The sequence below is a fragment of the Psychrobacter sp. Cmf 22.2 genome, assembly GCF_001921745.1.
In the GTDB taxonomy this organism is placed as follows: Bacteria; Pseudomonadota; Gammaproteobacteria; order Pseudomonadales; family Moraxellaceae; genus Psychrobacter.
The window spans coordinates 37369-63726 of record NZ_MRYA01000008.1; the positions used below are offsets into that span (position 1 = coordinate 37369).

Below are 26358 nucleotides of genomic sequence, written 5' to 3' on the forward strand. Positions count from 1 at the left end.
ATCTGGCCTATCATAGCTGCTATAACATCATTATTGATGTATAAACTCACAAACTAGTACCCTCTAATATGAACAATAAATCATCAACCAAACAGCATACAATGCATTCCTCTAGTCAGCAAACGAGCGTTAATATTGAAGTTACCAATACTCCTGTATTTGCTACTGCAGTAGAGGTGAAACAATGGATTAAGTCTGAGGCACAAGCTTTAGGATTCGCTGACTGTGGGTTCTTATCCGTCCATCATCCTTTATTTGCTCAGCAGATTGAGCAGCTACAACAGTGGTTAGACAAAGGATATGAAGGGCAATTGCAGTTTATGCACAATAATCATGATTTAAGAGCACATCCTGCTAAGCTCGTTGCAGGCGCACAAACCATCATCAGCGTACGTATGGACTATCTAACCCAGACACCAGTGCCACGCACTGTCACCGATAACGATTACCCTAATCAGGGTATCATTGCACGTTATGCACGAGGCCGAGACTATCATAAGACGATGCGTAGCCGTTTAAAGCAATTGGCACTTAAGATTGAAAACAAGCTCCCTGAATGGCAGCATTTAAACATTGGCGCCGAGTCAGATTTTGTTTTTCGTCCGTTTAGTGATTCTGCTCCTATTTTTGAGCGACCAATAGCAGATGCAGTTGGTCTTGGTTGGACAGGCAAGCATACTTTACTTCTGAATAAATCGGCGGGCTCTTTCTTTGTATTAGGCGAGTTATTTGTCAGCCTTAACTTGCCTGATGACAAGACAGTCAATGCACATTGTGGCAGTTGTAGCGCTTGTATCGACATTTGTCCCACGCAGGCGATCGTCGCTCCTTATAAGCTTAATGCAGCTGCATGCATCTCATACTTGACCATTGAGCACGAAGGGGCAATAGATATAAAGTACCGGCGCGCCATAGGTAATCGAGTATTTGGCTGTGATGACTGTCAGCTTATTTGTCCTTGGAACCGTTACGCCAATCTGACATCGGTAGATGACTTCGCCCCTAGACATAATTTTGATAATATTGGCTTAATTGAGCTGTGGCAGTGGCAAGAGTCTGACTTTTTAGAATATACCAAAGGCAGTCCAATTAGGCGGACAGGATACGTTAATTTTTTGCGAAACATTGCTATCGGATTGGGTAACGCTAATCCTAGTTTAGATGTGATTAACCAATTACAGTCCAAACTAGGATACAACAAAATGCTTGATGAACATATTAATTGGGCAATTACAGAACAGATAGAAAAACTTAGTAATGGTAATAAATAGCATGTTTTATACTATCGAAAAAAGCGTAATAAGATACACATAAGAATCGGACAATAAAAAACGCCTCTTGTGCTAAAAGGCGTTTTATTTGGACCAACTATATTATAATGAGTTCATATATTCTAAGTTATTGTAGTTATAAAAATTATTCTAATTTGTCTCAACTATGGCTTAGGAATGCGTAATACTTGCCCTGGATATATCTTATTTGGATCAGATAACATAGGCTTATTGGCTTCAAATATCTTCATATAGTCACCAGATGAACCATACACCTCTTCGGCAATTTTAGACAAGCTATCGCCAGACTTTACAGTATACATCGTGGACTCAGGCGCATCTTCTTCGATGTCGATATTATCAATAACCTTTGCTACATTCTGCACATTACCAATCGCGATGATGGCTTTTTCACGATCTGCTTGAGTCTTAGCATTACCGCTAATTTCAGCTGTATCGGTTGAACCATTGTATTTAACTTTTAAGTTATCGAGATTAAGATTCTGTTGTTGAATACGGCGCAATAAAATATTGGCAACCGATTGAGCAGAAGGTTCTGTGGTCTTTACTGGTGTATTAGCATCTGCTTTAGTTTCTGATTTTGCATCGTGTTTGTCATCATCACGATTAAAAATCTTATCTCCAATATCTTTTGCAAAACTGAACATACCCATATATATACTCCTTCAAGTCTTATTTGTTAGTTATTTTTTATATTTTAAAATTATGATCGGTGACAGACCAATTTTAGCTGCTACCATCACAATAAGTATAACAAAGTGAAAAAAGTAAAAAAGCTTTAGATAGTAAAAGTATGTTGGATAATGTTACTTCCACATAGATTGTGTTAATGTTAGTGCTATTATAGATTGGACGACATAAATTCTAGCAATGTAAGAAAAAATTTTCATATTATAAACAAACTATGGCATTTAGACCTTCTTCAAAACATAAAAAAACCGCTTATCAATAAAGATAAACGGTTTAGCAAAACTTGCTGTAGTCATATTATAAATAGACTATAAAGCAACAGTGGCTTATAGTTGAGCTTGAACGTAATCGATTGCTTTTTGTACCGTAGTCAATTCTGCTGAATCTTCATCAGGAATAGTAATGCCAAAATCACTTTCAAACGACATAACAAGCTCAACTAAGTCCAGTGAATCCGCACCTAGATCTTCCATGAAAGAAGCGTCATTGCTGATGTCTTCAACATTCATACCCAACTGCTCTGCTACTGCTGATTTTACTCTTAACTCAGTATCATTACTCATATAAACTGCTCCTTTATCTATTAATTTTAAAAACTATCATCTAGCTATTTTTTGAGCTGATAATGTCTGGTCAAATACGGTATTTTATCTCAGAGATAAGACTTTAACACAGTTTGACCCATTTCGATTTATTCAATGTTTTATGAAACCCTTTATAACGCAGGTCTGAAACATAAAAATATGCGTCATTATAACACCATTAAATACAGTTTACACTCGTTCACGCAAGTTTTTATTATACGAGTGTAAACGATATTTTTATCCTACTTATAGCACTACATGTACATGCCACCGTTGACAGGTATAACGGCTCCAGTAATATAACTCGCTTCATCACTAGCCAAGAATAGTGTTGCTGCTGCAATATCTTCTGGCTGCCCCAAACGTCCGATAGGTACAGCATCCAACATAGAATTTAGTAAGCGTTCGTCCAGCTCATCTGTCATATCAGTCTCAATCAGTCCTGGTGCTACACAGTTGATAGTTACTTGACGAGAGCCAATCTCACGTGCCAAAGTACGACTAAATCCTTCTACGCCTGCTTTTGTAGCAGCATAGTTAGACTGTCCAGCATTGCCCATTTTTGCAACCACTGAACTGATATTAATAATACGGCCACGACGAGCTTTCATCATGCCGCGTACTGCCCGTTTACTCATGCGATAAACTGAGGTTAGGTTGGTGTCAACCACACTGTCCCAGTCTTCATCTTTCATACGCATTAATAACCCATCTTGGGTAATACCTGCGTTGTTTACTAATACTTGTACGGCACCATATACACTTTCAATCTCTTCAAACAACTTATCAATTTGTGCCGCATCACGAACATCCAAAACTCGGCCAATACCCCCTGAATCATGCAAATAATCGTCGATAAGAGCAGCACCCTTCTCTGTGGTCGCTGTTCCAATGACAAAATGCCCTTCTTTCGCAAAACGTTTAGCAACTGCCTTACCGATACCGCGACTTGCACCACTAACTAATACAATCGTACGACTCATGATAACACCTCCATCAATTTTTCCATGCGAGCAGGCTTGTCTACTGGATAACTTGTAATTGGCTGCGTTTGTCGCTTAGCGAGATTACTCAGCACGTTACCACTACCGCACTCAATTAATATATTTATTTGTTTGTCTGCCAGCTCTTGCATGGTCTTTGACCACAATACAGGTTCACTAAGCTGTTCTGTTAATGCTTGTTTGATACTTTGGACACTAGTCTCAATACGAGCATGACGGTTTTGGATAACAGGAATGTTGGCTTGATCAAATTTAATAGCAGCCAATTCTTCTGCCAGTGCTTGGCTTGCTGGTGCCATTAATGCACAGTGTGAAGGAACGCTCACTTTTAAAGGAATCGCCTTTTTGCCAGTATTTTGCACCTTATCAATAACAGCCGTTACCCCAGCAGCATTACCAGATATGACAACTTGACCTGGGCTGTTAAAATTAGCAGCACCCACAACAGCGCCATCAACATGTTCAGTCGCTTGCTCACATAACGTTTCAACGCGACTGTCTTCGAGTCCTAATACTGCTGCCATTGCAGTATCAATATCGGCTACTGCCTCTTGCATCAGCTGGCCACGCTTATGTACCAGTTGCACAGCATCGGTTAATGATATAACACCAGCAGCACAAAGTGCACTATATTCACCTAACGAATGGCCTGCTAAATAAAGGGGCTCCTTATCTAGTTTATCTTGCAGGATACGCCATATAGCAATACTGGCTGTTAATAACGCAGGCTGAGTATATTGAGTCTGGTTTAGCTGTTCTTCATCTTGACATATTGCCCATAAGTCTTCACCTAAAGCCTTGCTGGCTTCAGCAAAAGTGTCGTGTACTTGTGGGTATATTTCTGCAAGCTCAGCAGTCATATTGACCGCCTGAGCTCCTTGTCCAGGAAAGATTACTGCAATACGATGGGGTGAGGTTATTACTGTATCAGGTGCAGATGCCATAGCCAATATTCCTTAAGTAATTGAAGATATTCTTAAAATAGACTGAGGATGATTATAAAACAAAATTCTAATGTGTCGCTTATTACAGCGAATTATTACAAACTATACACTGCTCTGCATAATTATTATAGCAAGTCATGAAATCACAGTAATACAAACTGAATAAATCACCAAAAATACTATTGATAAAACCTTGTGACTATTAACCATCGTTATAAGCGCTTGTTAACAGTTATAGACTCATAAATGACACATAATAAAAAACCAAGCTATCTAGCTATCTTACATGCGATAGCGAAATAACTTGGTTTTCATAAGCTCAATATATATTGTTTAATAAAGAATATATTGGATGGCAGTAAATAAATAAAAATACTACCATCACTGTATATCAACTATCAAACAGACAATAATTTAAGCTTCTTGACTAACCTTAAACAGTTGACGACCACGATAAAAACCATCTTTGGTCATATGATGACGACGATGTTTTTCACCAGTAGTCGCATCTACGCTTAGCTCAGCCACGCTCATGTGGTGGTGTGAACGGCGCATGTCACGACGAGAACGGCTTTTACGACTTTTTTGAACAGCCATGATATAGCTCCTATACTTAAAGGGATAAGCTTAAAATTCAGCTTTAATCGATACTGACAGAGGCTATATAATCACAACAACCTAAGTCTTACGCATCATCAAATATTTTACGATATACATCAAACACTAACTAATTATAAAATCTATAGATAATTTGGTTAATCTTTAACTGCATATAGTATGTTGCCAGAATGCAATAAACCGGACATTATACGCATGTTTGGACGAATAATAAAGCATTGACTGCCATTCTTATGTACAAAAAAGATAAAAAACCATTGTCAATAAGAAAACCACCCATACAACTTCATTGTTATGATCAATGTTTTAGACTACTCGCTGTCTTTATATAGCCATTACTATAATTTACCTTTTAACGCTGCTAATGCTGCAAAAGGATTTTCACTCTCTTCTTCTTCAGGTATTTCACCGAACTGCTCAACCACCATTTCACAATCATCATGTTTTGGTGCCAACGGTGTCTTTAATAAGATTTCATCTTCTATTAGTTTTTTGAAAGGCAGCAAACGCTCTGGGGATTGTTCAGTGATGATCTCCTCAAGCAATAGATAATCCTGGTCATCATCAACCAAGCTGGCCTGACTATCATCCTCAAGTAAGGCGATATCATAGTCGTCAGACAAGTCTACCGCAACTGGACGTAGGCAGCGCTGACAAGTTAACCACACCTCTCCAGTTAGGGTAAATCTCAAATGCAAAACATTATTACGACGGTACAATTCAGCGTCAAGCTGTGTCATTGCCTGCTCGTGTTCTGTATTTAATGTACTGACCAGACGATCAAAGATACGTGGATCAACACTTCCTGACCATTCAAAACCAGTGTCAGCCCATTTATCTAAAGAAATATGCTCAGGTATGCTGTTAGATGCAGTTGCTTTGTTGTCAGCGTGAAGTACTGAAGGTTTACTTTCTGGAGTGCATGACATACGCGGCCTCATTCATAAAAACGGTGTATAATATTGTTTGCCATACTAACGGAAAGTGCCCTACTGTGCTAGCGCTAGTATGTTAAGATTTTTTGGTGAATTATCTGTCTGCGATTGTTTTATTTCTCACTTTTTATTCTAAGTCTTATAACTTTTATTCTTTATTGAGCCTATATTTTATTTATGAATTTGCCGAACAATGACTTTCAATTTTCAACCCTACTTTCTCCTATCAAATCAGATGCATTGCGACAACATCTTGAGCAATTATCTGTTTATACCAATGATATATCTACTGATGCATCAATCACGATAAAACAAAACCTGTCTCTATGGAAACAACAGTGGTTTATGTTATCTACAGAACGCGATGAATTTGTAGCTGACGATAACAATGAGGGTTTGGCGCTCTTAGAAGATAGTGAAAAGACCAGTACCAATTGGCTCATAAGGCTGTTTAATACGCTGTTTTCTGACAAGCACGTCATCCTAGCGCGTAGTAATGGAGAACCAGAGTATTTTCCTGCAGTCGGACATGAGCCAGCTAGAATCGAATTTGCGCATGGTTATTTTGCCAGCGCCTTACATGAGATTAGCCATTGGTGCGTGGCTGGTGACGCTCGTAGAGAGTTGCCAGACTTTGGCTACTGGTATGCACCCGATGGTCGATCTGCCGCCCAGCAGCAGGCATTTGAACGTGTAGAAATCAAACCACAAGCATTAGAGTGTCTCTTTACCTTAGCCTGCGGTCGCCATTTTAGAGTATCGCAAGACAATTTGTCTGCCGACTTCGATACCAGCGGCAGTACCTTTGCCCTTGATGTTTATAACCAAGTCGAGAATTACATAGCCAAACCCCATACTCTGCCTCGTGATGCAAAAACGTTATTGCATACTTTGCTCAGCGTTTGTGTAACGGGCTAGACTGCCTTGGCTGACATAAATTTAGGCTTACGACTTACCTATCCTTCGTTAACGATTCTCAACGCTTGGTAACGCCTTGCCACTAAACTTATATCTACCCTAAGCTATACTGATAGGTAAAGCAGCGTATTTATCTATATGTTTATGATTTTAATACTACTGCTTCATTGTTGTTTAGTTCATTAAATATAAAATCTTGATCCAATCAATATTCATATGCATAAAACCAATAACTATAAATAAGGAGTCATCATGCAAGTATTTTATGTTCATCCAGAAAATCCGCAGCCACGTCTCATAGAACAAGCTGCTGAACTACTACGCAAAGATCAACTGATGATCTACCCAACAGATACCAGTTATGCTTTTGGCTGTCGTTTGGGCGCAAAAGACGCACTAGAAAAGCTAAAAATGATACGCGAACTTGATGATAAGCACCAATTTACCCTACTTTGCCGTGACTTAAGCGAAATCGCTAACTATGCTACGGTAGACAATGTTCAATTTAAACAGCTTAAAGCCCATACCCCAGCGCCAATTACTTTTATCTTGAACGCTACCAAAGATGTGCCCAAAAAACTGGCTCATGCTAAGAAAAAAACCATCGGTATTCGAGTGCCCAGTAACCCAATTGCCCAAGCACTTTTAGAAGCAATGGATGAGCCTATTTTAACCAGTTCATTAATACTGCCCAACCGTGATGATATACTTGATGATCCTTTTGAGATTGAAGAATTACTAGGTAATCAAATCGACGGTCTAATTAATGCAGGTGTAAAGACTACTAAGCTGACTACTATTATAGATATGACCAGCAGCCAGCCTGAGATTGTCAGACAGGGTGCTGCCAATGTCGATTCGCTGTTATTGTGATTAGCAAAGAACGTAATATACAAAAAAAGGCTCCAATTTAATTGGAGCCTTTTTTATAAATTATATCGTCAATACAAAATTAGTCGCGATCAACCAATTCTACATAAGCCATTGGCGCGTTGTCACCGTCACGATGACCGCATTTTACAATACGCAAATAACCACCTGGACGAGTTTGGTAACGAGGACCTAACGTGCCAAATAGTTTGCCTACCATAGCTTTGCTACGCATACGGCTAAATGCTAAACGACGATTTGCAACGCTGTCTTCTTTAGCCATAGTGATTAATGGCTCTGCAACGCGACGTAGTTCTTTAGCTTTTGGTAATGTTGTTTTGATCAGTTCATGCTCAAATAATGAGTTGGTCATGTTCTGAAACATTGCCTTACGATGACTGCCGGTACGACCCAGCTTGACTCCACTCTTACGATGGCGCATAGTCAAATATCCTTAAAGTTTAACGGCTACGATAAGAAAAGCGATCATCAACACGTAAATCAGCTGGTGGCCAGTTGTCTAGACGCATCCCAAGCTCTAAATCTTTAGACGCTAGTACGTCTTTGATTTCGGTCAATGATTTCTTACCAAGATTTGGGGTTTTTAATAGTTCAGTCTCTGAACGTTGTACCAAATCACCGATATAGTAAATGTTTTCAGCTTTCAAGCAGTTTGCTGAGCGAACCGTTAGTTCAAGATCATCCACAGGGCGTAAAAGCACTGGATCAACCTCTTCTTTTTCTTTCACAGGCTCAGGCGCTTCTTCAGCTTCTAGGTCAACAAAGATAGAAATCTGTTGTTGTAAAATAGTGGCTGCTTTACGAATTGCTTCTTCTGGATCTATAGTGCCATTGGTTTCAAGCTCAACGATAAGACGATCAAGATCAGTACGCTGCTCAACGCGAGCGTTTTCGACCTGATAAGCAACACGTAGCACAGGACTAAAGCTTGCATCAAGCTTTAAGCGTCCAATTGCTTTAGTATCACCATCTTCACGGCGCTGGTTTGCTGGCTCATATCCACGACCCATTACTACGCGCAAACGCATCTTAAGATGACCACGCTCACTTAATGTACCCAACACCAACTCTGGATTGATGATATCGACATTATGCGGTAACGCGATGTCTGCAGCAGTAATAGTGCCTGGACCTTGTTTATCCAAGGTCAAGAATACTTCATTTTGGTCATGAAGCGTAATTGCTAAGCCTTTTAAGTTCAAAAGCAAGTCAAGCACGTCTTCTTGTAGTCCTTCAAGCGTTGAGTATTCATGGTCAACACCATCAATCTCGGCTTCAATGACTGCAGCACCAGGTAATGAAGATAATAAGATGCGACGTAGAGCATTACCTAAGGTATGCCCAAAGCCGCGTTCTAACGGTTCGAGCGTGACTTTCGCAATCGTTTCATTAACCGTATCCACATTAATGGCGTTCGGCGTTAGAAACTCAGTTGCATTTAGCATCATGATGTCACCTCGATTTATTAAACTGGTTTAATTAACGTTAATTGCCCAACGCCATGATTATGACATTGAGCGATACGTCATTTACTTAGAGTATAGCTCAACGATCAAGCTTTCATTGATTTCAGCAGGTAGATCAATACGATCAGGCGCTTGTTTAAACGTACCCTGTAATTTGCTGTGATCAACATCTAGCCATTCTGGAATACCACGTTGTGACGCCAGTTCAATAGCGTTTTTAATACGTAGTTGTTCGCGAGATTTCTCTTGGATAGCGATGACATCACCATCTTGAAGCTGAATTGATGGAATGTTCACACGAACAAATTCATCACGACCAGCCTTTTTTACCATAACAGTACGGTGACTAACTAGCTGACGTGCTTCAGCGCGAGTTGAGCCAAAGCCCATGCGGTAAACCACATTATCTAGACGGCTCTCAAGCATTGCTAGTAGGTTTTCACCAGTAGCACCACGCTTACGAGCGGCTTCTTTATAGTAATTAGCGAACTGACGCTCTAATACACCATAAATACGTTTAACTTTCTGCTTTTCACGCAGCTGTAAAGCATATTCTGAAGTCTTGTTACGGCTAACACCGTGTTGACCTGGTGGACGTCCAGCTTTCTTTGTTTTTACGTCATATGGTTTAACACCAGACTTAAGGCCTAAGTCTGTACCTTCACGACGTGATAATTTGAGTTTTGGTCCAATATAGCGGGCCATTGTTATGTCTCCTATAAGCTCTTATAATAAAAAGCTTCGTCTTTAATATTAGACGCGGCGCTTTTTCGGCGCACGGCAACCATTGTGTGGGATTGGGGTTACATCAGAGATGCTGTTAACTTTATAACCCAATGCACCTAGTGCTCTTACCGCAGACTCACGACCCGGTCCTGGTCCTTTGACCAAAACATCGATATTCTTAACACCATATTCTTGAGCTGCTTTACCAGCAACTTCAGCTGCAACCTGCGCTGCAAATGGTGTAGATTTACGTGAACCACGGAAGCCTTGTCCACCTGAAGTGGCCCAAGCCAATGCATTACCTTGACGATCGGTAATCGTAACAATGGTGTTATTAAAAGACGCATGGATATGGGCTACGCCCTCCGATACTGAACGACGAGTCACTTTTTTGCGACTACGAGTGTCTTTAGCCATCTTTTAGCTTCCTAAGTTAATTATCTTTTGAGAGGGCGTGTCGGACCCTTACGAGTACGAGCGTTGTTTTTGGTATTCTGACCTCTAACTGGTAAGTTACGACGATGACGAATGCCACGGTAACAACCAAGATCTACCAAACGCTTGATATTCATTGACACTTCACGACGAAGATCACCCTCAGTCGTGTAATTTGCAACTTGTGCACGGATAGCATCCAACTGTGTATCATCTAACTGACTGACTTTAGTAGTAGGGGCAATGCCAACTGCTTCTAGGATTTTCTGAGCAGTGGTACGACCTACACCAAAGATGTAAGTTAGTGAAATAACAGCATGCTTATTATCCGGAATGTTTACGCCGGCAATACGAGCCATTGATTTCTCTCCATTGAAGAAAAATAAGCGTTATTTATCATAAGGCATTATTTTTCAGATTTGTTGCTGTCAATACGAAAGCTTTTATAATTATTATTACTGCTTTGACTTTATACTAAGCCTATTCATTAACGACATTATAAAAGTTTTGCATAAACTACGGCAAGTGGCGGATGATATCGCATCCGCCGTTATAATTCAAGTATTAATTTCGTTTATAGTAAAGCTATATTCACCTAAACTACTACTTATTAACCTTGACGCTGCTTGTGGCGTGGTTCTGCTGTGCAAATAACATGTACACGACCTTTACGGCGCACAACTTTACAGCTACCACAAATCTTTTTAACTGATGCTTGAACTTTCATAGCATACTCCTTGAAATATCACACTACTCTCTAAGATTGAGTAGGCGACTGAATTAACGTCTGATCATGATATTGATGGGTCATCAAATGCGCTTGAATTTGCGATATGAAATCCATTACCACAACCACCATAATCAGTAACGATGTACCGCCAAGATTGAATGGTACTCCAAATGATGATTGGATAACCATTGGCATTAAACAAATAACCGTCATGTATATTGCACCAATAAAAGTCAATCGGTTTAATACATGATCGAGGTAACGCTGAGTTTGCTGTCCTGGGCGAATACCTGGAATATACGCACCACTACGCTTAAGGTTTTCTGCAACTTCACGCGGACTAAATACCAATGCCGTATAGAAATAACAGAAGAAAATAATCATCGCACCAAATAATACAAGATACAGTGGCTGCCCAGGAGACAACACCAACGCCATATTTTGTAGTATTTTCTGAGTAAAAGTAGGATCTGTCGAATGACCGACCCACTGTCCTAAACTTGCTGGAAACAACAATAACGAGCTAGCAAAAATAGCAGGGATAACCCCTGCCATGTTCAGCTTGAGCGGCAAATGTGACTGCTGCTGAGCATAAATTTTACGACCTTGCTGTTGTTTTTGAGCATAGTTCACTGGCACACGGCGCTGAGCTCGCTCAATATAGACAATACCAGCTGTTACCGCGACTCCCAAGACTACAAAAATAAATAGCACAATCAAGTTCATTTGACCTTGATTGACCTGTTCAATAGATTGCGAAATCATACCTGGCGTACCAGCCACAATACTTGCAAAAATCAACATCGAAATACCGTTACCAACACCGCGTTCTGTAATTTGCTCACCTAGCCACATTAAGAACATAGCTCCTGCTACTAACGAAGTAACAGCAGGAATATAAAAGGTAAGGCCAGTAGATAATGTTAAGTTTTGACTGATTAAGCCAGCACACATTCCTAACGACTGTACTAAGGCCAAAGCAAGTGTTCCTTGGCGGGTATACTTGTTTAGCTTGCGTCGTCCTGCTTCACCTTCTTTTTTGAGAGCTTCAAGCGATGGTACTACCGCAGACATCATCTGTACAATAATTGATGCTGAGATATATGGCATAATACCAAGTGCCATGATAGACATACGCTCTAATGCACCGCCTGAAAACATGTTAAACATGCTCAATATGGTATTTTCGTTACGCGAAAACAGATCAGCTAAGTTGACAGGATTAATACCTGGTACTGGAATATGCGACCCTAAACGATAAACAATCAATGCGCCGATTAAAAATAATAAACGTGTCCAAAGCTCATCATATTTACGTATGAAAGCAAATGGATTAAGTGGTATACCAGACGATGACATTGATTGTTTTGACACGTTACTACTCCTCGATGCTACCACCAGCAGCTTCGATTGCTTGCTTAGCGCCTTTAGTTACTTTAATACCTTTAAAAGTATAAGCTTTAGTAACTTCGCCTGATAACATAACACGGGCACGCTTCATATCATGACGGATAAGGTTAGCCGCTTTAAGCGTTTCTAGACTAACTACATCACCTTCAATTTTATTCAATTCAGACAGACGAACTTCAGCAGTCGTCATTGCCATTTTACTGGTAAAACCAAATTTCGGTAGACGACGATATAAAGGCATTTGACCACCTTCAAATCCTGAGCGAATGCTAGAACCTGAACGCGATTTTTGACCTTTTACACCGCGACCGCCAGTCTTACCAAGACCTGAACCGATACCACGACCACGACGTTGGGCAGTTTTCTTTGCGCCAACACCTGGTGATAATTCATTTAATCTAAGTCCCATTACGCTTCCTCCACTTTTACCATGTAGTTGACGCGATTGACCATACCACGGGTTGAAGGAGTATCTTCAACTACCACACTATGATTAATACGGCGTAAACCCAATCCTTTCAAGCTCGCTTTGTGGCTCTTTAGGCGATGGGCACCCGATTTAAATTGAGTGACTTTCATTTTTTTCATCGTAACTCACCTAGTTTAAGTTAACCCAAGATTTCGTCTACAGATTTACCACGTTTCGCTGCCATCTTCTCTGGAGTTGACATATCACGTAAACCGTTAAACGTTGCACGAACAACATTAGCAGTATTGGTAGAACCATAACATTTGGTTAAAACATCTTTGACACCCGCAACTTCTAATACTGCACGCATTGCGCCACCAGCGATTACGCCAGTACCTTCAGATGCAGGCTGCATAAAGACTTTACTTGCACCGTGACGTGCTTTGATCGGATGATATAAAGTTGCCTCATCAAGCTCAACAGTAATCATATTGCGTTTAGCAGCTTCTAGTGCTTTTTGAATAGCGGCTGGCACTTCACGTGCTTTACCACGACCAAAACCAACACGACCATTACCATCACCAACTACAGTTAGTGCAGTGAATGAGAAGATACGACCACCCTTGACTACTTTTGCAACGCGATCAACAGTTACTAAACGTTCTACTAGACCATCGGTCTGTTCATTTTTATCATTTCTCGCCATGATTAAAACTCCAATCCATTTTCGCGAGCTGCTTCAGCTAAAGCTTTCACTCGACCATGATATTTAAAACCACTACGGTCAAAGGCAACTTTAGTAATACCAGCTGCTTTTGCGCGTTCTGCGATCAATTGGCCTACAGACGTCGCTGCATCAGCGTTACCAGTTGCACCTGAGCGCAAGCTGCCATCCAAGGTAGATGCCTGAGCAATCACTTCACCACCGTTAGGAGAGATAATCTGGGCATATATGTGCTTCGGCGTGCGGTTAACCGTTAGACGATGAACGCCCAAAAAACGGATATGCGCGCGGGTTTTTTTAGCTCGACGCAGACGAGCTGCTTTTTTATCAAACATTTCAACTCACCTTATTTTTTCTTAGCTTCTTTACGAACGATACGCTCGTCGCTATAACGAATACCTTTACCTTTGTAAGGCTCTGGTGGGCGGAAACCACGGATATTAGCTGCTGCTTGACCAAGCTGCTGTTTATTGTTTGATTTTAAAACAATCTCAGTTTGCGTTGGAGTCTCAGCTGATACACCTTCAGGTAACGTATACTCTACTGGATGCGAGTAACCAACATTCAGGGTCACTTTACTACCAGTAGCTTGTGCACGATAACCAACACCAATCAACTGAAGACGTTTTTCAAAACCTTCGTTGACGCCTATAACATAGTTGTTAATTAAGGCGCGCATAGTGCCAGTATGCATCATAGCTTCTTTTGAATCGACTGTAGGTGAGAGAATGATATTATCATCTTCCTGTTTCAGCTCGACCAATTCATGCAGGCGTAAAGACATAGTGCCATTTTTGCCTTTAACTTCGACCTGCCGATCGTTCAAAGTAACGCTTACACCACTAGGTAGCGTCACTGGGGCTTTAGCCACACGAGACATAGGAATATTCCTTGAAAAATTAAAACTTATATTAGCGAAAAAACTAACAGGCTAAAAAGCCTGCTAGTTTAGCATAATTGATCCAGTTTAACACCATCCAATTTTTGTAAAATTGTCAGGTACTTAATTTGAATTATCTTTTGTAGATTAATAAAACTAAGTAGGATTCAAATAGGTTTTATCGTTACGTTGTTTTATGCAACAAATGCAACAATTTCACCACCAATACCAGCAGCGCGAGCAGCACGATCACTCATGATGCCTTGACTGGTTGATACGATAGCAACGCCCATACCTTGTTTAACAGTAGGGATAGCGTCTTTGCCGCGATGCTGGCGTAAACCAGGACGACTATAACGCTGAATAGTTTCGATGACAGCGCGGCCTTCGAAATACTTTAATTCAATAGTAAGTGTCGCTTTGTTGTTGTCTTCTTCAGTGACAACAGCACTAGCAACGTAACCTTCGTTAACTAATAAATCAGCAATTGATTTACGTAGTTTTGAGCTTGGCATCGCTACGGATACTTTATTAGCCATTTGTGCGTTACGGATACGGGTTAGCATATCTCCAACGGTATCTTGCATACTCATGTAATTACCCCTTACCAGCTTGCTTTACGAACACCAGGCACATCGCCTTGCATGACTCGCTCACGCAACATATTGCGTGATAAGCCAAACTTACGGAAGTAGCCATGAGGACGACCGGTGATAGCACAACGATTGCGCAGACGTACTGGCGATGAATTACGTGGTAGGGCTTGTAGCTCTAACATTGCATCCATACGCTCTTCGTCACTTGCATTCATATCACTGATGGTTTCTTTTAACTTAATACGCTTTTCTGCATATTTAGCAACCATTTTTTCGCGCTTTAATTCGCGGTTAATCATGCTCTTTTTTGCCATAACGTCTTTACCTTATTTAAATGGGAAGCCGAATGCTTTAAGTAACGCACGACCTTCTTCATCAGTACCAGCTGACGTAGTGATAGTCACATCCATACCACGGATACGATCAATCTTATCAAAGTCTACTTCTGGGAATACGATTTGCTCTTTGATACCCAATGAGTAATTACCACGTCCGTCAAAAGCTTTAGGTGAAAAACCACGGAAATCGCGAATACGAGGAATTGCAATGGCAATCAGACGATCTAAAAATTCGTACATTTGCTCACCGCGTAGCGTTACTTTACAGCCGATCGGCCATTCTTCACGAATTTTAAAGCCAGCTACTGACTTGCGCGCTTTGGTGACAACAGGCTTTTGACCAGCAATCGCGGTCATATCAGATACAGCACCTTCAAGCAATTTCTTGTCTTGAGACGCACCGCCTACACCCATATTAAGTGTGACTTTAGTGATTTTAGGCACTTGCATCACATTGTCTAAACCAAGCTCTTCTTTTATTTGCTGCTTTAGTTTATCGTTATATAAAGATTTTAATCTTGCCATTACCATTACACCCTTAGTGTCTTACGCAGTCGCCACTACTTCACCATTCGAACGATAGACGCGTTGTTTTTTGCCGTCTTCGCCGAATTGATAAGCAATACGGTCTGCTTTTTGGGTTTGCGCATTTAAGATTGCGACATTTGAAATATGCAAAAAAGCTTCTTGCTTAACGATGCCACCTTCAATACCAGTCGCCTGATTTGGCTTCTGATGTTTAGTAACAATGTTAATGCCTTCTACTTTAATACGATCATTTTTTACAGCTTGTACAGTACCTTGTTTGCCTTTATCTTTACCAGCAATCACGATAACTGTATCGCCTTTACGTAATTTTGACATGGATTACCTCACAATACTTCTGGTGCTAGTGATACAATTTTCATAAACTGATCACCACGTAGTTCACGAGTTACCGGTCCAAAAATACGAGTTGCAATCGGTGCCTTGTTTTGGTTGAGCAATACCGCAGCATTGTCATCAAAACGTAGAACTGAACCATCAGGACGACGAACGCCTTTTTTGGTACGTACAACTACTGCATTCATCACGTCGCCTTTTTTAACACGACCACGAGGAATGGCTTCTTTAACCGTTACTTTAATAATGTCGCCAACTGATGCATAACGACGATGAGATCCACCCAGTACTTTAATGCACTGAACTCGCCTTGCACCGCTATTGTCTGCAACTTCCAGCATTGACTCAACCTGAATCATAGCGTTACTCCACACGTATGAGCAAAAAAACCAGTTGCTGCCGCTAGCACAGTATGAGTAGTCGGCATTTTAATGTAAATAGCCGCACCTAACCCTTAATGTGAGTGATATACGACGGGCGCAATCAGCATCCTTAAAAAGGCGGCTATTTTAACAGCTTCTGGCCTTTAATGCAATTTACTTAGATTTTTTCTACTTTTTCAACCACATCAACTAAAGTCCAAGACTTAGTTTTTGAGATTGGACGCGTTTCTTTGATGCGGACAAGGTCGCCTTGTTGGCAAACATTATTCTCATCATGGGCTTTGATTTTCGTAGAACGACGAAGCTGCTTGCCATACAAAGGATGACGAACTAGACGCTCAATCAAAACCGTGATGGACTTATCCATCTTGTCGCTGACAACTCGTCCTGTCAATACGCTAGCATTAGTAGCTGTTTGATTGTTATCGTTCATGAGTCGCCTCGTTGTTTCTCGTTAATCAAAGTCTGAATCTGAGCAATCGTACGACGATTGCCTCTGACTTCATGGGTATTACCCAACTGACCAGTTGCTTTAGCCATACGAATACGGAAAGCATCAAGTTGCTTTTCATCAAGTAACTGGGTCAGTTCTTCTAATGATTTATCACGTAATTCACTGATCTTCATTACATTATCGTCCGCTTAACAATGGTAGTTTTAAAGGGCAGTTTTGCTGCAGCAAGCGTTAAGGCATCGCGAGCAAGCTCTTCTGAGACCCCTTCGATTTCATATAGCACTTTACCAGGCTTGATTTCGCATACCCAATACTCGACAGGACCTTTACCTTTACCCATACGTACTTCTAATGGCTTGTTAGTAATTGGTTTGTCTGGGAATACACGGATCCAAATCTTACCACCACGTTTAATCTTACGAGTAATGGTACGGCGTGCTGCTTCAATTTGACGAGCTGTCATACGACCACGCGTCAATGATTTTAGACCAATTTGTCCGAATGCAACGGTGCTTCCACGATGAGCGAGCCCAGTGTTACGACCTTTGTGCATTTTACGAAACTTGGTACGTTTTGGCTGTAACATAGTTTAACCTCTGTCTGAGTTTCGACGGTTTCCACGGCCACGGCGTTTTGGCGCACGAGGCTTCTCTTCATTGACGGGATTATACACACTGTTCATACCGTCAAGGATCTCTCCGCGGAAAATCCAAACTTTAACACCGATGGTGCCGTAAGTTGTCTCTGCACGAATTGACGCATAGTCAATATCAGCACGGAGTGTATGCAATGGCACACGACCTTCACGGTACCATTCAGTACGAGCAATTTCAGCACCGCCAAGACGGCCAGACAGCTCAACTTTAATACCTTTAGCACCAGAACGCATGCTGTTTTGTACAGCGCGCTTCATCGCACGACGGAACATAACACGGCGCTCAAGCTGGCTACCAATACCGTCTGCTACCAAACGTGCGTCAAGATCAGGCGATGTGATTTCTTCAATGTTGACCTGAGCAGGTACGCCCATAATTTTGGTCAATTCTTTTTGAAGTCTTTCAATATCTTCGCCTTTTTTACCAATCACAATGCCAGGACGCGCAGTAGAGATTGTAATCTTAGCAGCACCAGTAGGACGCTCGATCATGATGTTACTGATCATAGCATTGTCTAGCTTTTTGCGAAGATACTCACGAACTTGGATATCGTTAATCAGGTATTCTGAGTATTGTTTAGGGTTAGCATACCAATTTGCATTATGCTTTTTTACAACACCAAGACGAATTCCGATTGGATGTACTTTTTGACCCATAACTTATTCTCCTACCTTTATAGTAATGTGACAGGTACGCTTACTGATACGATCAGCACGACCTTTGGCACGTGGTAGGATACGCTTTAGCGTAATGCCTTCATCGACGTAAATAGTAGCGACTTTCAGGTCGTCAATATCTAAGCCATGATTGTGTTCGGCATTGGCGATGGCTGAGTTAAGGCATTTCTTAACAAACACAGCGCCTTTTTTATTGCTATACGTTAGGATATCCAAAGCACGCTCAATAGATTTGCCGCGAACTTCATCAGCAACGAGTCTAACTTTTTGTGCCGATATGGCGGCACCGCGTAATTTTGCAGTTACTTCCATGGTAAGCACCTTATCTCTTAGCTTTTTTGTCAATGCCATGACCACGATACGTACGTGTCGGGGCAAATTCACCTAGTTTATGACCAACCATCTGCTCACTTACGATAACCGGTACATGAGTACGGCCGTTATGAACAGATAAGGTTAGGCCAACCATTTGTGGCAGAATCATCGAGCGGCGCGACCAAGTTTTAATGGGTTTGCGTGAGTTGGTGTCAATAGCATTCTCAACTTTGGCAAACAGATGCGCGTCTATGAATGGACCTTTTTTCAATGAACGAGGCATGAGATTCTTCCTTTATTTCTTCTTGGCGCGACGGCGACGGATGATCATATTGTCAGTACGCTTATTATGACGCGTTTTCAGTCCTTTAGACTTCTGACCCCAAGGGCTAGTTGGATGGCGCCCTTTATTACGACCTTCACCACCACCATGTGGGTGATCAACTGGGTTCATCGCAACACCACGAACCGTAGGACGAACACCGCGCCAACGTGAAGCACCAGCTTTACCAAGTGATTTCAGGTTGTTTTCAGTGTTAGAGACTTCACCGATAACTGCACGACAATTAACATGCACACGGCGAGTTTCACCAGAACGCATACGAAGAATCGCATAAATACCATCACGACCTAGTAACTGTACACTTGCACCCGCAGAACGAGCCATCTGTGCACCTTTACCGATTTTAAGCTCGATATTGTGAATCACAGTACCCAATGGGATGTTTTTTAACGGTAGGCAATTACCTGGGCGAATTGGTGAAGTTTCACCTGACATTACTGTATCACCAACTGCTTGTTTTTTAGCAGCGATGATGTAACGACGTTCGCCATCAGCGTATTTAAGTAATGCAATATGTGCAGTACGGTTAGGATCGTATTCGATACGCTCTACAGTAGCTGGAATATTGTCTTTAGTACGCTTAAAGTCAATAATACGATAATGATGCTTATGACCACCGCCAACGTGACGAGTCGTTATGCGACCATTGTTATTACGACCACCTGACTTACTTTTTGATTCGACAAGTGCTGCATAAGGACGACCTTTGTAAAGGTGTGGATGCACCACTTTTTCAACAAAACGACGGCCTGGTGATGTTGGCTTTGCTTTTACGATAGGCATGATTGTAATCCTTATTCGTTGTTCGCTGTTTCACTAGTAGATTCAGTCGCGCTTGCAACTTCTTCACCAGCATCAGCCATTTGTACATCTTGACCAGCTTTTAAGGTAACATAGGCTTTTTTATAGTCGTTACGACGGCCGATACTTTTACCAAAACGCTTTGTCTTACCTTTAACATTCAAAGTGTTCACTTTTGTAACTTCAACACCTTCAAACATCAACTCAACTGCTTTCTTGACTTCAAGCTTAGTAGCGTTAGAGTCAACTTTAAATACCTGTACACCAAGTGAGTCACCAAGCATTTGAGATTTTTCTGAGAAGACAGGCCCTCTTAAGACCTGATAAAGTCTTGCGTTATTCATGCTAGTGCTTCCTCAAATTGTTTCGCAGCTTCAACTGACATGACCACTTTATCAAATGCGATCAAACTCACTGGATCCACTTCAGATGTACCTAGTACATTGACATGTGGAATGTTGCGAGCGGCTAAGTATAAGTTTTCGTCAACTTCTTTAGTAACGATAAGTGCACGAGGTGCATTTAGTTCACTTAACTTTGCAATCAGCTCTTTGGTCTTAGGAGCAGAGATACTTAACTCTTCAACCAATATCAGACGCTCTTGACGTACCAATTCGGCTAAGATGCACTGCATAGCACCGCGATACATTTTGCGGTTAACTTTTTGTGACCAGTCTTGTGGTTTTGCAGCAAATGCACGACCACCAGAACGCCAGATTGGACTACGAATAGAACCTGCACGAGCGCGACCAGTACCTTTTTGGCGCCATGGCTTGATGCCACCGCCAGAAACTTCGGCACGGGTCTTTTGCGCACGTGTACCTTGACGAGCACCTGCAAGATATGCAGTGACGACTTGATGCACTAATGCTTCGTTGAATTCACGACCAAAAGCCGTATCAGAAAGCTCAACCGCCGCACCTGTAACTGTTTTTAAATCCACGTTAATCCCCTTGCTTAGGCTTTGATTGACGGACGTACGATAACGTCGCCACCGGTGGCACCTGGGATAGCACCCTTGATGACAAGTAACCCTTTTTCGGCATCAACCGAAACCACTTCTAGGCCTTGAACGGTGACACGTTTGTTACCCATCTGACCTGGCATCTTTTTGCCTTTGAATACTTTACCTGGTGACTGGTTCTGACCAGTTGAACCAAGGGCACGATGAGATACTGAGTTACCATGAGTGGCATCTTGCATGCTAAAGTTGTGACGCTTTACGCCGCCCTGAAAGCCTTTACCTTTACTCTGTCCTGTGACATCAACCATCTGACCTTGTTCAAACAAGTCAGCTAGGATCTCACCACCAATCTCACGACCTTCAAGATCGCTATCATTGGCACGAAATTCCCAAACACCACGACCAGCTTTAACGCCAGCCTTTGCGAAGTGACCTTTCTGTGCGGCTGTTACGCGGCTGTCACGACGAGTACCTGTGGTGATTTGAATGGCTTGATAGCCATCTACATCAGTATTTTTTAATTGAGTAATGCGGTTTGCACTAACCTCAATCACTGTTACAGGGATAGAGGCACCTGTTTCAGTGAAGATACGGGTCATGCCGCATTTTTTACCGACTAAACCGATCGCCATTTTAGACCTCTTTATATCTTATATTAATGAGTTGGGCGTTTAATATGCATTAACCCAAAGCAATTTGAACGTCAACGCCCGCCGCTAAGTCTAACTTCATTAACGCGTCCACAGTTTTGTCAGTAGGCTGAACAATATCAACCATACGCTTGTGAGTACGAATTTCGTACTGATCACGAGCATCTTTGTTGACGTGTGGCGAGGTTAGAACGTTGAAGCGCTCAATGCGAGTCGGCAACGGTACAGGACCACAAACTTGCGCACCGGTGCGCTTTGCAGTATCGACGATCTCTTGTGCAGATTGATCAATCAAACGATGATCAAAAGACTTAAGACGGATACGGATTCTCTGGTTAGCCATGCCAGCAAGCTCCTAATATGTGCTTTGATCATTCTTGCTTTGCAAGTAAATGAGCAAAAGCCGTTTGGTTAAATATTCACTTAAAGCGGCCTTCTGTTCTTAACCAGAATGAGTTCTTTAGCGGAACTTATAGCGTGCTAAAAGCAAAATAGTTTAAAGCCCCGCCAACCCTCCTATTCGTATAGAGGTCAGCAAAGGCATAATGAAATAGTGCTAGAAACGATGCTCTAGCTGTCATAGCGCCAGCTGTTTTATGGGCTGCGCGTATATAATTCAGTGGTGTGTATTATACAGAGTATTTATCTGATTGCAAGTCTCTTATAAAAACGTCCTTTATGAAAATAACGCTTTTAAATTATGGAAAGCTAAAATAATATTTTAGGTAACACTTAATCTAAAACAATGTCATATTGCTCTTGGGTATATAGATTTTCTACTTCAAATGTAATCACTCTTCCTAGCAAATATTCAAGATCTGCGACGGTATCTGCTTCTGAAGTCAACAGTAAATCAATAACCGCTGCATGAGCCACGACGGTGAATTTCTTCGGTGAGTTATAAGTACGAGCACAGCGCATCATTTCGCGAAATATTTCAAAACAAACGGTTTCAGCCGTTTTGACAAACCCACGCCCTTGACAAGTTGAGCAAGGCTCGCACAGTTGCTGTCCTAAGGATTCACGCGTACGCTTACGTGTCATCTCTACCAGTCCAAGCTCACTAACCTGGGTAATATTAGTCTTGGCATAGTCTTGCGCTAGCTGCTCTTGCAGACTTGTTAACACATCATCTTTATGTTCTTGTTCTAACATATCAATGAAATCTAGTATGATAATACCACCTAGGTTACGCAGACGTAATTGGCGGGCGATGGCATGGGTGGCCTCAAGATTGGTCTTATAGACCGTGTCTTCTAACGAACGACCACCGACGAAGGAGCCGGTATTGACATCAATTGTCGTCATCGCTTCTGTCTGATCGATGATTAAATAGCCGCCCGACTTAAGATCGACACGGCGTTTTAGGGCATCGCGTAGATCGTCTTCGACACGGTGTACATCAAATAATGCTGGCTCGGCAGTATAATGTACAATACGATCATAAATAAAAGGCACAAACTCTTTGGCAAAGTACCGTACTTGCTCATAAACTTGCGCATTATCAATAATGACTTTTTCGGTATCAGCATGCACCAAGTCACGTATGGAGCGCAGCGGTAACGATAACTCTTGATAAATAAGCTCAGAGCTTTGATGATGATTGATCTCTTGGCGGCGCGCGCAAATAGTTCGCCACAACTGGACAAGATAATAAATATCTTCTTCGAGTTTATTTAAAGGTACGCGCTCAGCAGCAGTACGAGCAATCAAACCACCTTTTAAACTGACTGTCTGCATTAAGCTTGTCAGCTCAGCCTTTAAGCGAGTACGTTCATCTTCGCTATCGATACGCTGAGAGATACCAACGTGATCGCTTGATGGCAGATACACAAGATAACGTGATGGTAATGAGATATTGGTCGTTAAGCGGGCGCCTTTACTGCCTAGTTGATCTTTGGTCACTTGTACAAGAATACGCTGGCCTTCGTGCAGGCGATGTTGGATCAGAGTCTTATTGGATACGGGTACGATTTCGGTAGTCTGAGCACTGACAATAGGTGGCGTCATACCCAAACTATCAGCAGGAGTTGCGCTACTATCTGCGGTAACTTCTGCCTCTACAAAAGATTGGTTCTTGCTCCTTGGCGTAGGTTTTGGCTCACGCTGCATATCATTGACATGTAAAAACGCGGTACGTGATTGGCCGATATCAACAAATGCTGCTTGCATACCAGGTAATACGCGTACTACCGTTCCTAGATAGATATTACCAACCAAACCCAATTTATGATGACGCTCTATATAAATCTCACCGAGCACACCGTTATCTAAGACAGCCACGCGGCATTCCATCGGACTGACATTAATTAGCAGCTCTTCAGACATATTTTTTCTCTTATTTATTACTTATGGTACTTATTAATCATAAATGGCTTTACGATAAAAAGCAGTCTTTTAAAATCACAGTCTAACAAATGTCCCATCCCCCTGCCCACTATCCTGCCGTGTCATTATGTGACTGCTTACTTTTTCGTTTATCTCATAAACAGTATTTATATTTGTTTGTGATTGTTTTCTTGGGCTTTAGTTGCCTCCTCAATCAATGCTAGCGTTTGCGCTAATGGCAAGCCTACGACATTGGTATAGCTGCCATTGATACGCGTCACCCACGCAGCCGCTAAACCTTGAATAGCGTAACCACCTGCTTTATCAGCTGGCTCACCACTGTTCCAGTAATCACGCATCATATCTTGTGTTAAAGGAACAAAAGTCACATCTGTAGACTCAATGATTTGCTTTTGCCAGACCACTTTTAATGGTCTGTCATCTAGCTCTTTTTCTTTGCCAGCAAACGACACTAAGGTTGCTTGAACAGCAGTCCATACTTGATGAATGCTATCAGACATTTGCTGCCACATGTGATAAGCATGAGCACGGTCTGTCGGCTTGACAAGAACTGTGTGACCATCTGGCAACACCCCAATGGTATCAGCCGTTAGTATAATAACCGATGTCGCAGATTGATACGATTCAAAAGCCTCATTCTGATAGTTTGTCTTTAATTGTACAATAGCTGCATTAGCCTTAGCGGCAATCATGCGTTGAATATACTTTTTTGGAGACTCATTATCATTGGGAGTCTCATCAATATCAACACTCATGATATTGAGCTTAAGCTTAGCGTCGGTTAGAAGCTTACGACGACGCGGTGAACCAGAAGCCAATATAATATTCATTACTACCCTCTTATTATTGTTAAAACTTTACTAAGCTTGAGCTATAGGCTGACTAAAAATTAACGCGTAAATCCACGCAATATTAACAGTATGAGAGGCCAGCTTAAGATGCTCATTAACAAAGACAACCCTGATTGTGCAACGAATAATCCTTGGGTCATTAGCTGTAACACCCAGAGAGTAAGCTGGAAAACAATCAAGCCTACAGCCGCTAAAAACCAAGCGCTAAGCGTATTCAATTGTTTGATTTGAAGACTACAGACTCTAAGTGCCAATACCATGACGACGGCTGCAAATGCTTGCTGTCCAAGATGCGTGTCCATTAGTAAGTCAGCAATGATGCCAATCGTAAAAGCGGTGAAAATACCAACATAACGTGGCTGAAACAACAACCAAAATATCAGCACCATCATCATGATCATGGGACGTAAGGTTGCCATGCTTGGGCTTAATGGATAGACACTAGGTGATGAGGCAACCACAAAGCTTAATATGATTGCAATAAGTATCTTGCTAGATGAATGCTCAGAATTCGAAAACGCCATGAATGCTTGCCTTAACGATTAATTAGCGACTGGCAGGTATTGGTAATTCGGTGTCAGGATGCGCCACCTTATCTTGCAAGATGAGTACATAAGCATTATCAACAAAATTGGCAGCAGGTGACACCTCGATAATTCTAAAGTTGTCAGCTTGAGTGTCTTTAATGCGAGTAATACGACCAACGCGGTAGCCTGCTGGTATACGGCCGCCCAAACCAGAGGATACTAGCTCGTCACCAATACGTACATCTGAGGTTTTGAACACGTAATTAAGACTCAGTGAGGTTGGGATACCCGCGCCTGTGACGATGGCGCGTTGACCAGTACGCTTGATGGTGACAGCAACTGATTGCTGCTCGTCTGTGATGAGTAATAAGCGACTGGTATTGGGATAGGCATTGATAATTTGACCTAGAATACCGTTTTCATCAATCACCGTTTGCCCAACTTGAACACCGTCTTTGGCGCCTTTATTGAGCACTACGATTTGTTTGAGTAAATTGGTATCTGTGCCAATCACTTGTGCTAAGTTCAGATCAAATAAGTCAGGCTTGGTCGTTGACAAAATACCTTGTAAGCGGGCATTTTGCGCCAAGATATAATCTTGCTGCTGAAGCTTTGCTTTTGCATGAATCAGTTGCGACTTTAACTGTACGTTTTCGCGGCGTAAAGCTTCTTTTGATTGGATGCTACCGCGTGCCCAGTGTTCAGCATAGCTTGGTAATAAAGAAAACTCATAGATAGGCTGCATAGCAGCGTGACTGATACTACGGACAGGTTTAAACAACTCTGGATTTTTACTATCAAACCACATGATGATTAGCGCCACTATTAATACAATAGCAGTCCTACGAAGTGCGAGTGGTTGACGAGCAAAAATACTTGGGATCATAGGGCATCTAATTCGATCGGTACCCGACGC

41 protein-coding genes are annotated in these 26358 nt (G+C 41.7%); 3 read left to right on the forward strand and 38 right to left on the reverse strand.

Annotation, left to right across the window (positions count from 1 at the left end; all coding sequences use genetic code 11):
* Positions 1–68: 68 nt before the first annotated feature.
* Positions 69–1271: a tRNA epoxyqueuosine(34) reductase QueG gene (gene queG, locus BTV98_RS11955; protein WP_058368290.1), complete on the forward strand. Its 1203-nt coding sequence runs from the start codon at positions 69–71 to the stop codon at positions 1269–1271.
* Between the two features lie 164 nt (positions 1272–1435).
* Here the strand turns inward: queG and lysM are convergent, their stop codons facing one another.
* The 6 genes from lysM to BTV98_RS11985 form a co-directional block, all read right to left on the reverse strand.
* Positions 1436–1945, reverse strand: coding sequence for a peptidoglycan-binding protein LysM (gene lysM, locus BTV98_RS11960; protein WP_058368289.1), 510 nt, complete (start codon positions 1943–1945; stop codon positions 1436–1438).
* A 363-nt stretch (positions 1946–2308) separates the two neighbouring features.
* Positions 2309–2545: an acyl carrier protein gene (gene acpP, locus BTV98_RS11965; protein WP_058368288.1), complete on the reverse strand. Its 237-nt coding sequence runs from the start codon at positions 2543–2545 to the stop codon at positions 2309–2311.
* Positions 2546–2820: 275 nt separating this feature from the next.
* Entirely contained in the window at positions 2821–3549 is a 729-nt protein-coding gene (fabG, locus tag BTV98_RS11970) for a 3-oxoacyl-ACP reductase FabG (protein WP_058368287.1), read from the reverse strand.
* On the reverse strand, positions 3546–4514 hold the full coding sequence (gene fabD, locus BTV98_RS11975; RefSeq protein ID WP_058368286.1) for an ACP S-malonyltransferase: 969 nt from the start codon (positions 4512–4514) through the stop codon (positions 3546–3548). Before fabD ends, fabG begins: the two co-directional genes overlap by 4 nt.
* Before the next feature lie 414 nt (positions 4515–4928).
* On the reverse strand, positions 4929–5111 hold the full coding sequence (rpmF, locus tag BTV98_RS11980) for a 50S ribosomal protein L32 (RefSeq protein ID WP_058368285.1): 183 nt from the start codon (positions 5109–5111) through the stop codon (positions 4929–4931).
* Positions 5112–5470: 359 nt separating this feature from the next.
* Entirely contained in the window at positions 5471–6061 is a 591-nt protein-coding gene (locus tag BTV98_RS11985) for a DUF177 domain-containing protein (RefSeq protein WP_058368284.1), read from the reverse strand.
* A gap of 183 nt (positions 6062–6244) precedes the next feature.
* Between BTV98_RS11985 and BTV98_RS11990 the strand changes: the two genes are divergently transcribed.
* Entirely contained in the window at positions 6245–6985 is a 741-nt protein-coding gene (locus tag BTV98_RS11990; RefSeq protein WP_058368283.1) for an elongation factor P hydroxylase, read from the forward strand.
* A 252-nt stretch (positions 6986–7237) separates the two neighbouring features.
* Positions 7238–7858, forward strand: a complete 621-nt coding sequence (locus BTV98_RS11995) for an L-threonylcarbamoyladenylate synthase (protein WP_058368282.1) — start codon at positions 7238–7240, stop codon at positions 7856–7858.
* A gap of 79 nt (positions 7859–7937) precedes the next feature.
* Here the strand turns inward: BTV98_RS11995 and rplQ are convergent, their stop codons facing one another.
* The 32 genes from rplQ to mreC form a co-directional block, all read right to left on the reverse strand.
* Complete coding sequence (gene rplQ / locus BTV98_RS12000) at positions 7938–8297, reverse strand: 50S ribosomal protein L17 (RefSeq protein ID WP_010196736.1); 360 nt, start codon at positions 8295–8297, stop codon at positions 7938–7940.
* Between the two features lie 19 nt (positions 8298–8316).
* Positions 8317–9324, reverse strand: coding sequence for a DNA-directed RNA polymerase subunit alpha (gene rpoA / locus BTV98_RS12005; protein WP_058368281.1), 1008 nt, complete (start codon positions 9322–9324; stop codon positions 8317–8319).
* Positions 9325–9405: 81 nt separating this feature from the next.
* A complete protein-coding gene (rpsD, locus tag BTV98_RS12010; RefSeq protein WP_058368280.1) occupies positions 9406–10047 on the reverse strand; it encodes a 30S ribosomal protein S4 in 642 nt (213 codons plus the stop codon).
* Positions 10048–10095: 48 nt separating this feature from the next.
* Positions 10096–10485 (reverse strand): 30S ribosomal protein S11, encoded by a 390-nt coding sequence (rpsK, locus tag BTV98_RS12015; protein WP_058368279.1) that lies wholly within the window; start codon positions 10483–10485, stop codon positions 10096–10098.
* Between the two features lie 20 nt (positions 10486–10505).
* On the reverse strand, positions 10506–10862 hold the full coding sequence (gene rpsM / locus BTV98_RS12020) for a 30S ribosomal protein S13 (RefSeq protein ID WP_058368278.1): 357 nt from the start codon (positions 10860–10862) through the stop codon (positions 10506–10508).
* Between the two features lie 251 nt (positions 10863–11113).
* Positions 11114–11230: a 50S ribosomal protein L36 gene (rpmJ, locus tag BTV98_RS12025; RefSeq protein WP_011279805.1), complete on the reverse strand. Its 117-nt coding sequence runs from the start codon at positions 11228–11230 to the stop codon at positions 11114–11116.
* A gap of 30 nt (positions 11231–11260) precedes the next feature.
* On the reverse strand, positions 11261–12592 hold the full coding sequence (secY, locus tag BTV98_RS12030) for a preprotein translocase subunit SecY (protein WP_178379383.1): 1332 nt from the start codon (positions 12590–12592) through the stop codon (positions 11261–11263).
* A gap of 19 nt (positions 12593–12611) precedes the next feature.
* Positions 12612–13052 carry a 50S ribosomal protein L15 gene (rplO, locus tag BTV98_RS12035; RefSeq protein ID WP_058368276.1) on the reverse strand — a complete coding sequence of 147 codons (441 nt, stop codon included), beginning with the start codon at positions 13050–13052 and terminating at the stop codon, positions 12612–12614.
* The gene (rpmD, locus tag BTV98_RS12040; protein ID WP_058368275.1) at positions 13052–13231 is read right to left on the reverse strand and encodes a 50S ribosomal protein L30; all 180 of its coding nucleotides are present in this window, start codon (positions 13229–13231) and stop codon (positions 13052–13054) included. Before rpmD ends, rplO begins: the two co-directional genes overlap by 1 nt.
* A gap of 20 nt (positions 13232–13251) precedes the next feature.
* Complete coding sequence (gene rpsE / locus BTV98_RS12045; RefSeq protein ID WP_058368274.1) at positions 13252–13758, reverse strand: 30S ribosomal protein S5; 507 nt, start codon at positions 13756–13758, stop codon at positions 13252–13254.
* Positions 13759–13760: 2 nt separating this feature from the next.
* Positions 13761–14111 (reverse strand): 50S ribosomal protein L18, encoded by a 351-nt coding sequence (gene rplR / locus BTV98_RS12050; protein WP_058368273.1) that lies wholly within the window; start codon positions 14109–14111, stop codon positions 13761–13763.
* 11 nt (positions 14112–14122) lie between these two features.
* Entirely contained in the window at positions 14123–14656 is a 534-nt protein-coding gene (rplF, locus tag BTV98_RS12055) for a 50S ribosomal protein L6 (RefSeq protein WP_058368272.1), read from the reverse strand.
* A gap of 194 nt (positions 14657–14850) precedes the next feature.
* Positions 14851–15249: a 30S ribosomal protein S8 gene (gene rpsH, locus BTV98_RS12060; RefSeq protein WP_058368271.1), complete on the reverse strand. Its 399-nt coding sequence runs from the start codon at positions 15247–15249 to the stop codon at positions 14851–14853.
* Positions 15250–15260: 11 nt separating this feature from the next.
* Complete coding sequence (gene rpsN / locus BTV98_RS12065) at positions 15261–15566, reverse strand: 30S ribosomal protein S14 (protein WP_058368270.1); 306 nt, start codon at positions 15564–15566, stop codon at positions 15261–15263.
* Between the two features lie 12 nt (positions 15567–15578).
* The gene (gene rplE, locus BTV98_RS12070) at positions 15579–16115 is read right to left on the reverse strand and encodes a 50S ribosomal protein L5 (RefSeq protein ID WP_058368269.1); all 537 of its coding nucleotides are present in this window, start codon (positions 16113–16115) and stop codon (positions 15579–15581) included.
* Positions 16116–16136: 21 nt separating this feature from the next.
* Complete coding sequence (gene rplX / locus BTV98_RS12075; RefSeq protein WP_058368268.1) at positions 16137–16454, reverse strand: 50S ribosomal protein L24; 318 nt, start codon at positions 16452–16454, stop codon at positions 16137–16139.
* An 8-nt stretch (positions 16455–16462) separates the two neighbouring features.
* On the reverse strand, positions 16463–16831 hold the full coding sequence (gene rplN / locus BTV98_RS12080; protein ID WP_010196702.1) for a 50S ribosomal protein L14: 369 nt from the start codon (positions 16829–16831) through the stop codon (positions 16463–16465).
* A gap of 181 nt (positions 16832–17012) precedes the next feature.
* Entirely contained in the window at positions 17013–17288 is a 276-nt protein-coding gene (rpsQ, locus tag BTV98_RS12085; protein ID WP_058368267.1) for a 30S ribosomal protein S17, read from the reverse strand.
* A complete protein-coding gene (gene rpmC, locus BTV98_RS12090) occupies positions 17285–17482 on the reverse strand; it encodes a 50S ribosomal protein L29 (RefSeq protein WP_010196696.1) in 198 nt (65 codons plus the stop codon). The genes rpsQ and rpmC overlap by 4 nt, the downstream gene beginning before the upstream one ends.
* The gene (rplP, locus tag BTV98_RS12095; protein WP_025644399.1) at positions 17482–17895 is read right to left on the reverse strand and encodes a 50S ribosomal protein L16; all 414 of its coding nucleotides are present in this window, start codon (positions 17893–17895) and stop codon (positions 17482–17484) included. The genes rpmC and rplP overlap by 1 nt, the downstream gene beginning before the upstream one ends.
* Positions 17896–17898: 3 nt before the next feature.
* On the reverse strand, positions 17899–18621 hold the full coding sequence (gene rpsC / locus BTV98_RS12100) for a 30S ribosomal protein S3 (protein ID WP_058368266.1): 723 nt from the start codon (positions 18619–18621) through the stop codon (positions 17899–17901).
* 3 nt (positions 18622–18624) lie between these two features.
* Positions 18625–18954, reverse strand: a complete 330-nt coding sequence (rplV, locus tag BTV98_RS12105) for a 50S ribosomal protein L22 (protein ID WP_021813373.1) — start codon at positions 18952–18954, stop codon at positions 18625–18627.
* 10 nt (positions 18955–18964) lie between these two features.
* Positions 18965–19240, reverse strand: a complete 276-nt coding sequence (rpsS, locus tag BTV98_RS12110; RefSeq protein WP_058368265.1) for a 30S ribosomal protein S19 — start codon at positions 19238–19240, stop codon at positions 18965–18967.
* Between the two features lie 12 nt (positions 19241–19252).
* Positions 19253–20083 (reverse strand): 50S ribosomal protein L2, encoded by an 831-nt coding sequence (gene rplB, locus BTV98_RS12115; protein WP_058368264.1) that lies wholly within the window; start codon positions 20081–20083, stop codon positions 19253–19255.
* An 11-nt stretch (positions 20084–20094) separates the two neighbouring features.
* Positions 20095–20445, reverse strand: a complete 351-nt coding sequence (gene rplW, locus BTV98_RS12120) for a 50S ribosomal protein L23 (protein WP_058368263.1) — start codon at positions 20443–20445, stop codon at positions 20095–20097.
* Positions 20442–21044: a 50S ribosomal protein L4 gene (rplD, locus tag BTV98_RS12125; protein WP_058368262.1), complete on the reverse strand. Its 603-nt coding sequence runs from the start codon at positions 21042–21044 to the stop codon at positions 20442–20444. Before rplD ends, rplW begins: the two co-directional genes overlap by 4 nt.
* 14 nt (positions 21045–21058) lie before the next feature.
* Positions 21059–21697, reverse strand: coding sequence for a 50S ribosomal protein L3 (gene rplC, locus BTV98_RS12130; RefSeq protein ID WP_058368261.1), 639 nt, complete (start codon positions 21695–21697; stop codon positions 21059–21061).
* Positions 21698–21746: 49 nt separating this feature from the next.
* Positions 21747–22058: a 30S ribosomal protein S10 gene (gene rpsJ / locus BTV98_RS12135; protein ID WP_010196670.1), complete on the reverse strand. Its 312-nt coding sequence runs from the start codon at positions 22056–22058 to the stop codon at positions 21747–21749.
* Positions 22059–22447: 389 nt separating this feature from the next.
* Positions 22448–24043: an Rne/Rng family ribonuclease gene (locus BTV98_RS12140; protein WP_058368260.1), complete on the reverse strand. Its 1596-nt coding sequence runs from the start codon at positions 24041–24043 to the stop codon at positions 22448–22450.
* Positions 24044–24210: 167 nt separating this feature from the next.
* Positions 24211–24894, reverse strand: coding sequence for a nucleoside triphosphate pyrophosphatase (locus BTV98_RS12145; protein ID WP_058368259.1), 684 nt, complete (start codon positions 24892–24894; stop codon positions 24211–24213).
* A 59-nt stretch (positions 24895–24953) separates the two neighbouring features.
* Positions 24954–25439 (reverse strand): rod shape-determining protein MreD, encoded by a 486-nt coding sequence (mreD, locus tag BTV98_RS12150; RefSeq protein WP_075103684.1) that lies wholly within the window; start codon positions 25437–25439, stop codon positions 24954–24956.
* 22 nt (positions 25440–25461) lie between these two features.
* Positions 25462–26328 carry a rod shape-determining protein MreC gene (gene mreC, locus BTV98_RS12155; protein WP_058368257.1) on the reverse strand — a complete coding sequence of 289 codons (867 nt, stop codon included), beginning with the start codon at positions 26326–26328 and terminating at the stop codon, positions 25462–25464.
* Positions 26329–26358: the final 30 nt, after the last annotated feature.

What these genes read in the sequence shown, in the direction of transcription:
- rplF (WP_058368272.1), bottom strand. Translation starts at nt 14,656, where the DNA reads ATGTCTCGTGTGGCTAAAGCCCCAGTGACGCTACCTAGTGGTGTAAGC.
- secY (WP_178379383.1), bottom strand. Translation starts at nt 12,592, where the DNA reads ATGTCATCGTCTGGTATACCACTTAATCCATTTGCTTTCATACGTAAA.
- rplO (WP_058368276.1), bottom strand. Translation starts at nt 13,052, where the DNA reads ATGGGACTTAGATTAAATGAATTATCACCAGGTGTTGGCGCAAAGAAA.
- rpsQ (WP_058368267.1), bottom strand. Translation starts at nt 17,288, where the DNA reads ATGAACGATAACAATCAAACAGCTACTAATGCTAGCGTATTGACAGGA.
- rplC (WP_058368261.1), bottom strand. Translation starts at nt 21,697, where the DNA reads ATGGCGATCGGTTTAGTCGGTAAAAAATGCGGCATGACCCGTATCTTC.
- BTV98_RS11985 (WP_058368284.1), bottom strand. Translation starts at nt 6,061, where the DNA reads ATGTCATGCACTCCAGAAAGTAAACCTTCAGTACTTCACGCTGACAAC.
- rpsJ (WP_010196670.1), bottom strand. Translation starts at nt 22,058, where the DNA reads ATGGCTAACCAGAGAATCCGTATCCGTCTTAAGTCTTTTGATCATCGT.
- acpP (WP_058368288.1), bottom strand. Translation starts at nt 2,545, where the DNA reads ATGAGTAATGATACTGAGTTAAGAGTAAAATCAGCAGTAGCAGAGCAG.
- rpmF (WP_058368285.1), bottom strand. Translation starts at nt 5,111, where the DNA reads ATGGCTGTTCAAAAAAGTCGTAAAAGCCGTTCTCGTCGTGACATGCGC.
- rpmC (WP_010196696.1), bottom strand. Translation starts at nt 17,482, where the DNA reads ATGAAGATCAGTGAATTACGTGATAAATCATTAGAAGAACTGACCCAG.
- rplW (WP_058368263.1), bottom strand. Translation starts at nt 20,445, where the DNA reads ATGAATAACGCAAGACTTTATCAGGTCTTAAGAGGGCCTGTCTTCTCA.
- rplR (WP_058368273.1), bottom strand. Translation starts at nt 14,111, where the DNA reads ATGTTTGATAAAAAAGCAGCTCGTCTGCGTCGAGCTAAAAAAACCCGC.
- rpsE (WP_058368274.1), bottom strand. Translation starts at nt 13,758, where the DNA reads ATGGCGAGAAATGATAAAAATGAACAGACCGATGGTCTAGTAGAACGT.
- BTV98_RS12140 (WP_058368260.1), bottom strand. Translation starts at nt 24,043, where the DNA reads ATGTCTGAAGAGCTGCTAATTAATGTCAGTCCGATGGAATGCCGCGTG.
- rpmD (WP_058368275.1), bottom strand. Translation starts at nt 13,231, where the DNA reads ATGAAAAAAATGAAAGTCACTCAATTTAAATCGGGTGCCCATCGCCTA.
- fabD (WP_058368286.1), bottom strand. Translation starts at nt 4,514, where the DNA reads ATGGCATCTGCACCTGATACAGTAATAACCTCACCCCATCGTATTGCA.
- queG (WP_058368290.1), top strand. Translation starts at nt 69, where the DNA reads ATGAACAATAAATCATCAACCAAACAGCATACAATGCATTCCTCTAGT.
- BTV98_RS11995 (WP_058368282.1), top strand. Translation starts at nt 7,238, where the DNA reads ATGCAAGTATTTTATGTTCATCCAGAAAATCCGCAGCCACGTCTCATA.
- rpsS (WP_058368265.1), bottom strand. Translation starts at nt 19,240, where the DNA reads ATGCCTCGTTCATTGAAAAAAGGTCCATTCATAGACGCGCATCTGTTT.
- fabG (WP_058368287.1), bottom strand. Translation starts at nt 3,549, where the DNA reads ATGAGTCGTACGATTGTATTAGTTAGTGGTGCAAGTCGCGGTATCGGT.
- rplE (WP_058368269.1), bottom strand. Translation starts at nt 16,115, where the DNA reads ATGGCAAGATTAAAATCTTTATATAACGATAAACTAAAGCAGCAAATA.
- rplB (WP_058368264.1), bottom strand. Translation starts at nt 20,083, where the DNA reads ATGCCTATCGTAAAAGCAAAGCCAACATCACCAGGCCGTCGTTTTGTT.
- rpsH (WP_058368271.1), bottom strand. Translation starts at nt 15,249, where the DNA reads ATGAGTATGCAAGATACCGTTGGAGATATGCTAACCCGTATCCGTAAC.
- mreC (WP_058368257.1), bottom strand. Translation starts at nt 26,328, where the DNA reads ATGATCCCAAGTATTTTTGCTCGTCAACCACTCGCACTTCGTAGGACT.
- rpsK (WP_058368279.1), bottom strand. Translation starts at nt 10,485, where the DNA reads ATGGCTAAAGACACTCGTAGTCGCAAAAAAGTGACTCGTCGTTCAGTA.
- rplN (WP_010196702.1), bottom strand. Translation starts at nt 16,831, where the DNA reads ATGATTCAGGTTGAGTCAATGCTGGAAGTTGCAGACAATAGCGGTGCA.
- rplX (WP_058368268.1), bottom strand. Translation starts at nt 16,454, where the DNA reads ATGTCAAAATTACGTAAAGGCGATACAGTTATCGTGATTGCTGGTAAA.
- rplV (WP_021813373.1), bottom strand. Translation starts at nt 18,954, where the DNA reads ATGGAAGTAACTGCAAAATTACGCGGTGCCGCCATATCGGCACAAAAA.
- BTV98_RS12145 (WP_058368259.1), bottom strand. Translation starts at nt 24,894, where the DNA reads ATGAATATTATATTGGCTTCTGGTTCACCGCGTCGTCGTAAGCTTCTA.
- rpmJ (WP_011279805.1), bottom strand. Translation starts at nt 11,230, where the DNA reads ATGAAAGTTCAAGCATCAGTTAAAAAGATTTGTGGTAGCTGTAAAGTT.
- rpsD (WP_058368280.1), bottom strand. Translation starts at nt 10,047, where the DNA reads ATGGCCCGCTATATTGGACCAAAACTCAAATTATCACGTCGTGAAGGT.
- rplP (WP_025644399.1), bottom strand. Translation starts at nt 17,895, where the DNA reads ATGTTACAGCCAAAACGTACCAAGTTTCGTAAAATGCACAAAGGTCGT.
- rpsN (WP_058368270.1), bottom strand. Translation starts at nt 15,566, where the DNA reads ATGGCAAAAAAGAGCATGATTAACCGCGAATTAAAGCGCGAAAAAATG.
- rpsC (WP_058368266.1), bottom strand. Translation starts at nt 18,621, where the DNA reads ATGGGTCAAAAAGTACATCCAATCGGAATTCGTCTTGGTGTTGTAAAA.
- mreD (WP_075103684.1), bottom strand. Translation starts at nt 25,439, where the DNA reads ATGGCGTTTTCGAATTCTGAGCATTCATCTAGCAAGATACTTATTGCA.
- rpoA (WP_058368281.1), bottom strand. Translation starts at nt 9,324, where the DNA reads ATGATGCTAAATGCAACTGAGTTTCTAACGCCGAACGCCATTAATGTG.
- rplQ (WP_010196736.1), bottom strand. Translation starts at nt 8,297, where the DNA reads ATGCGCCATCGTAAGAGTGGAGTCAAGCTGGGTCGTACCGGCAGTCAT.
- lysM (WP_058368289.1), bottom strand. Translation starts at nt 1,945, where the DNA reads ATGGGTATGTTCAGTTTTGCAAAAGATATTGGAGATAAGATTTTTAAT.
- rpsM (WP_058368278.1), bottom strand. Translation starts at nt 10,862, where the DNA reads ATGGCTCGTATTGCCGGCGTAAACATTCCGGATAATAAGCATGCTGTT.
- BTV98_RS11990 (WP_058368283.1), top strand. Translation starts at nt 6,245, where the DNA reads ATGAATTTGCCGAACAATGACTTTCAATTTTCAACCCTACTTTCTCCT.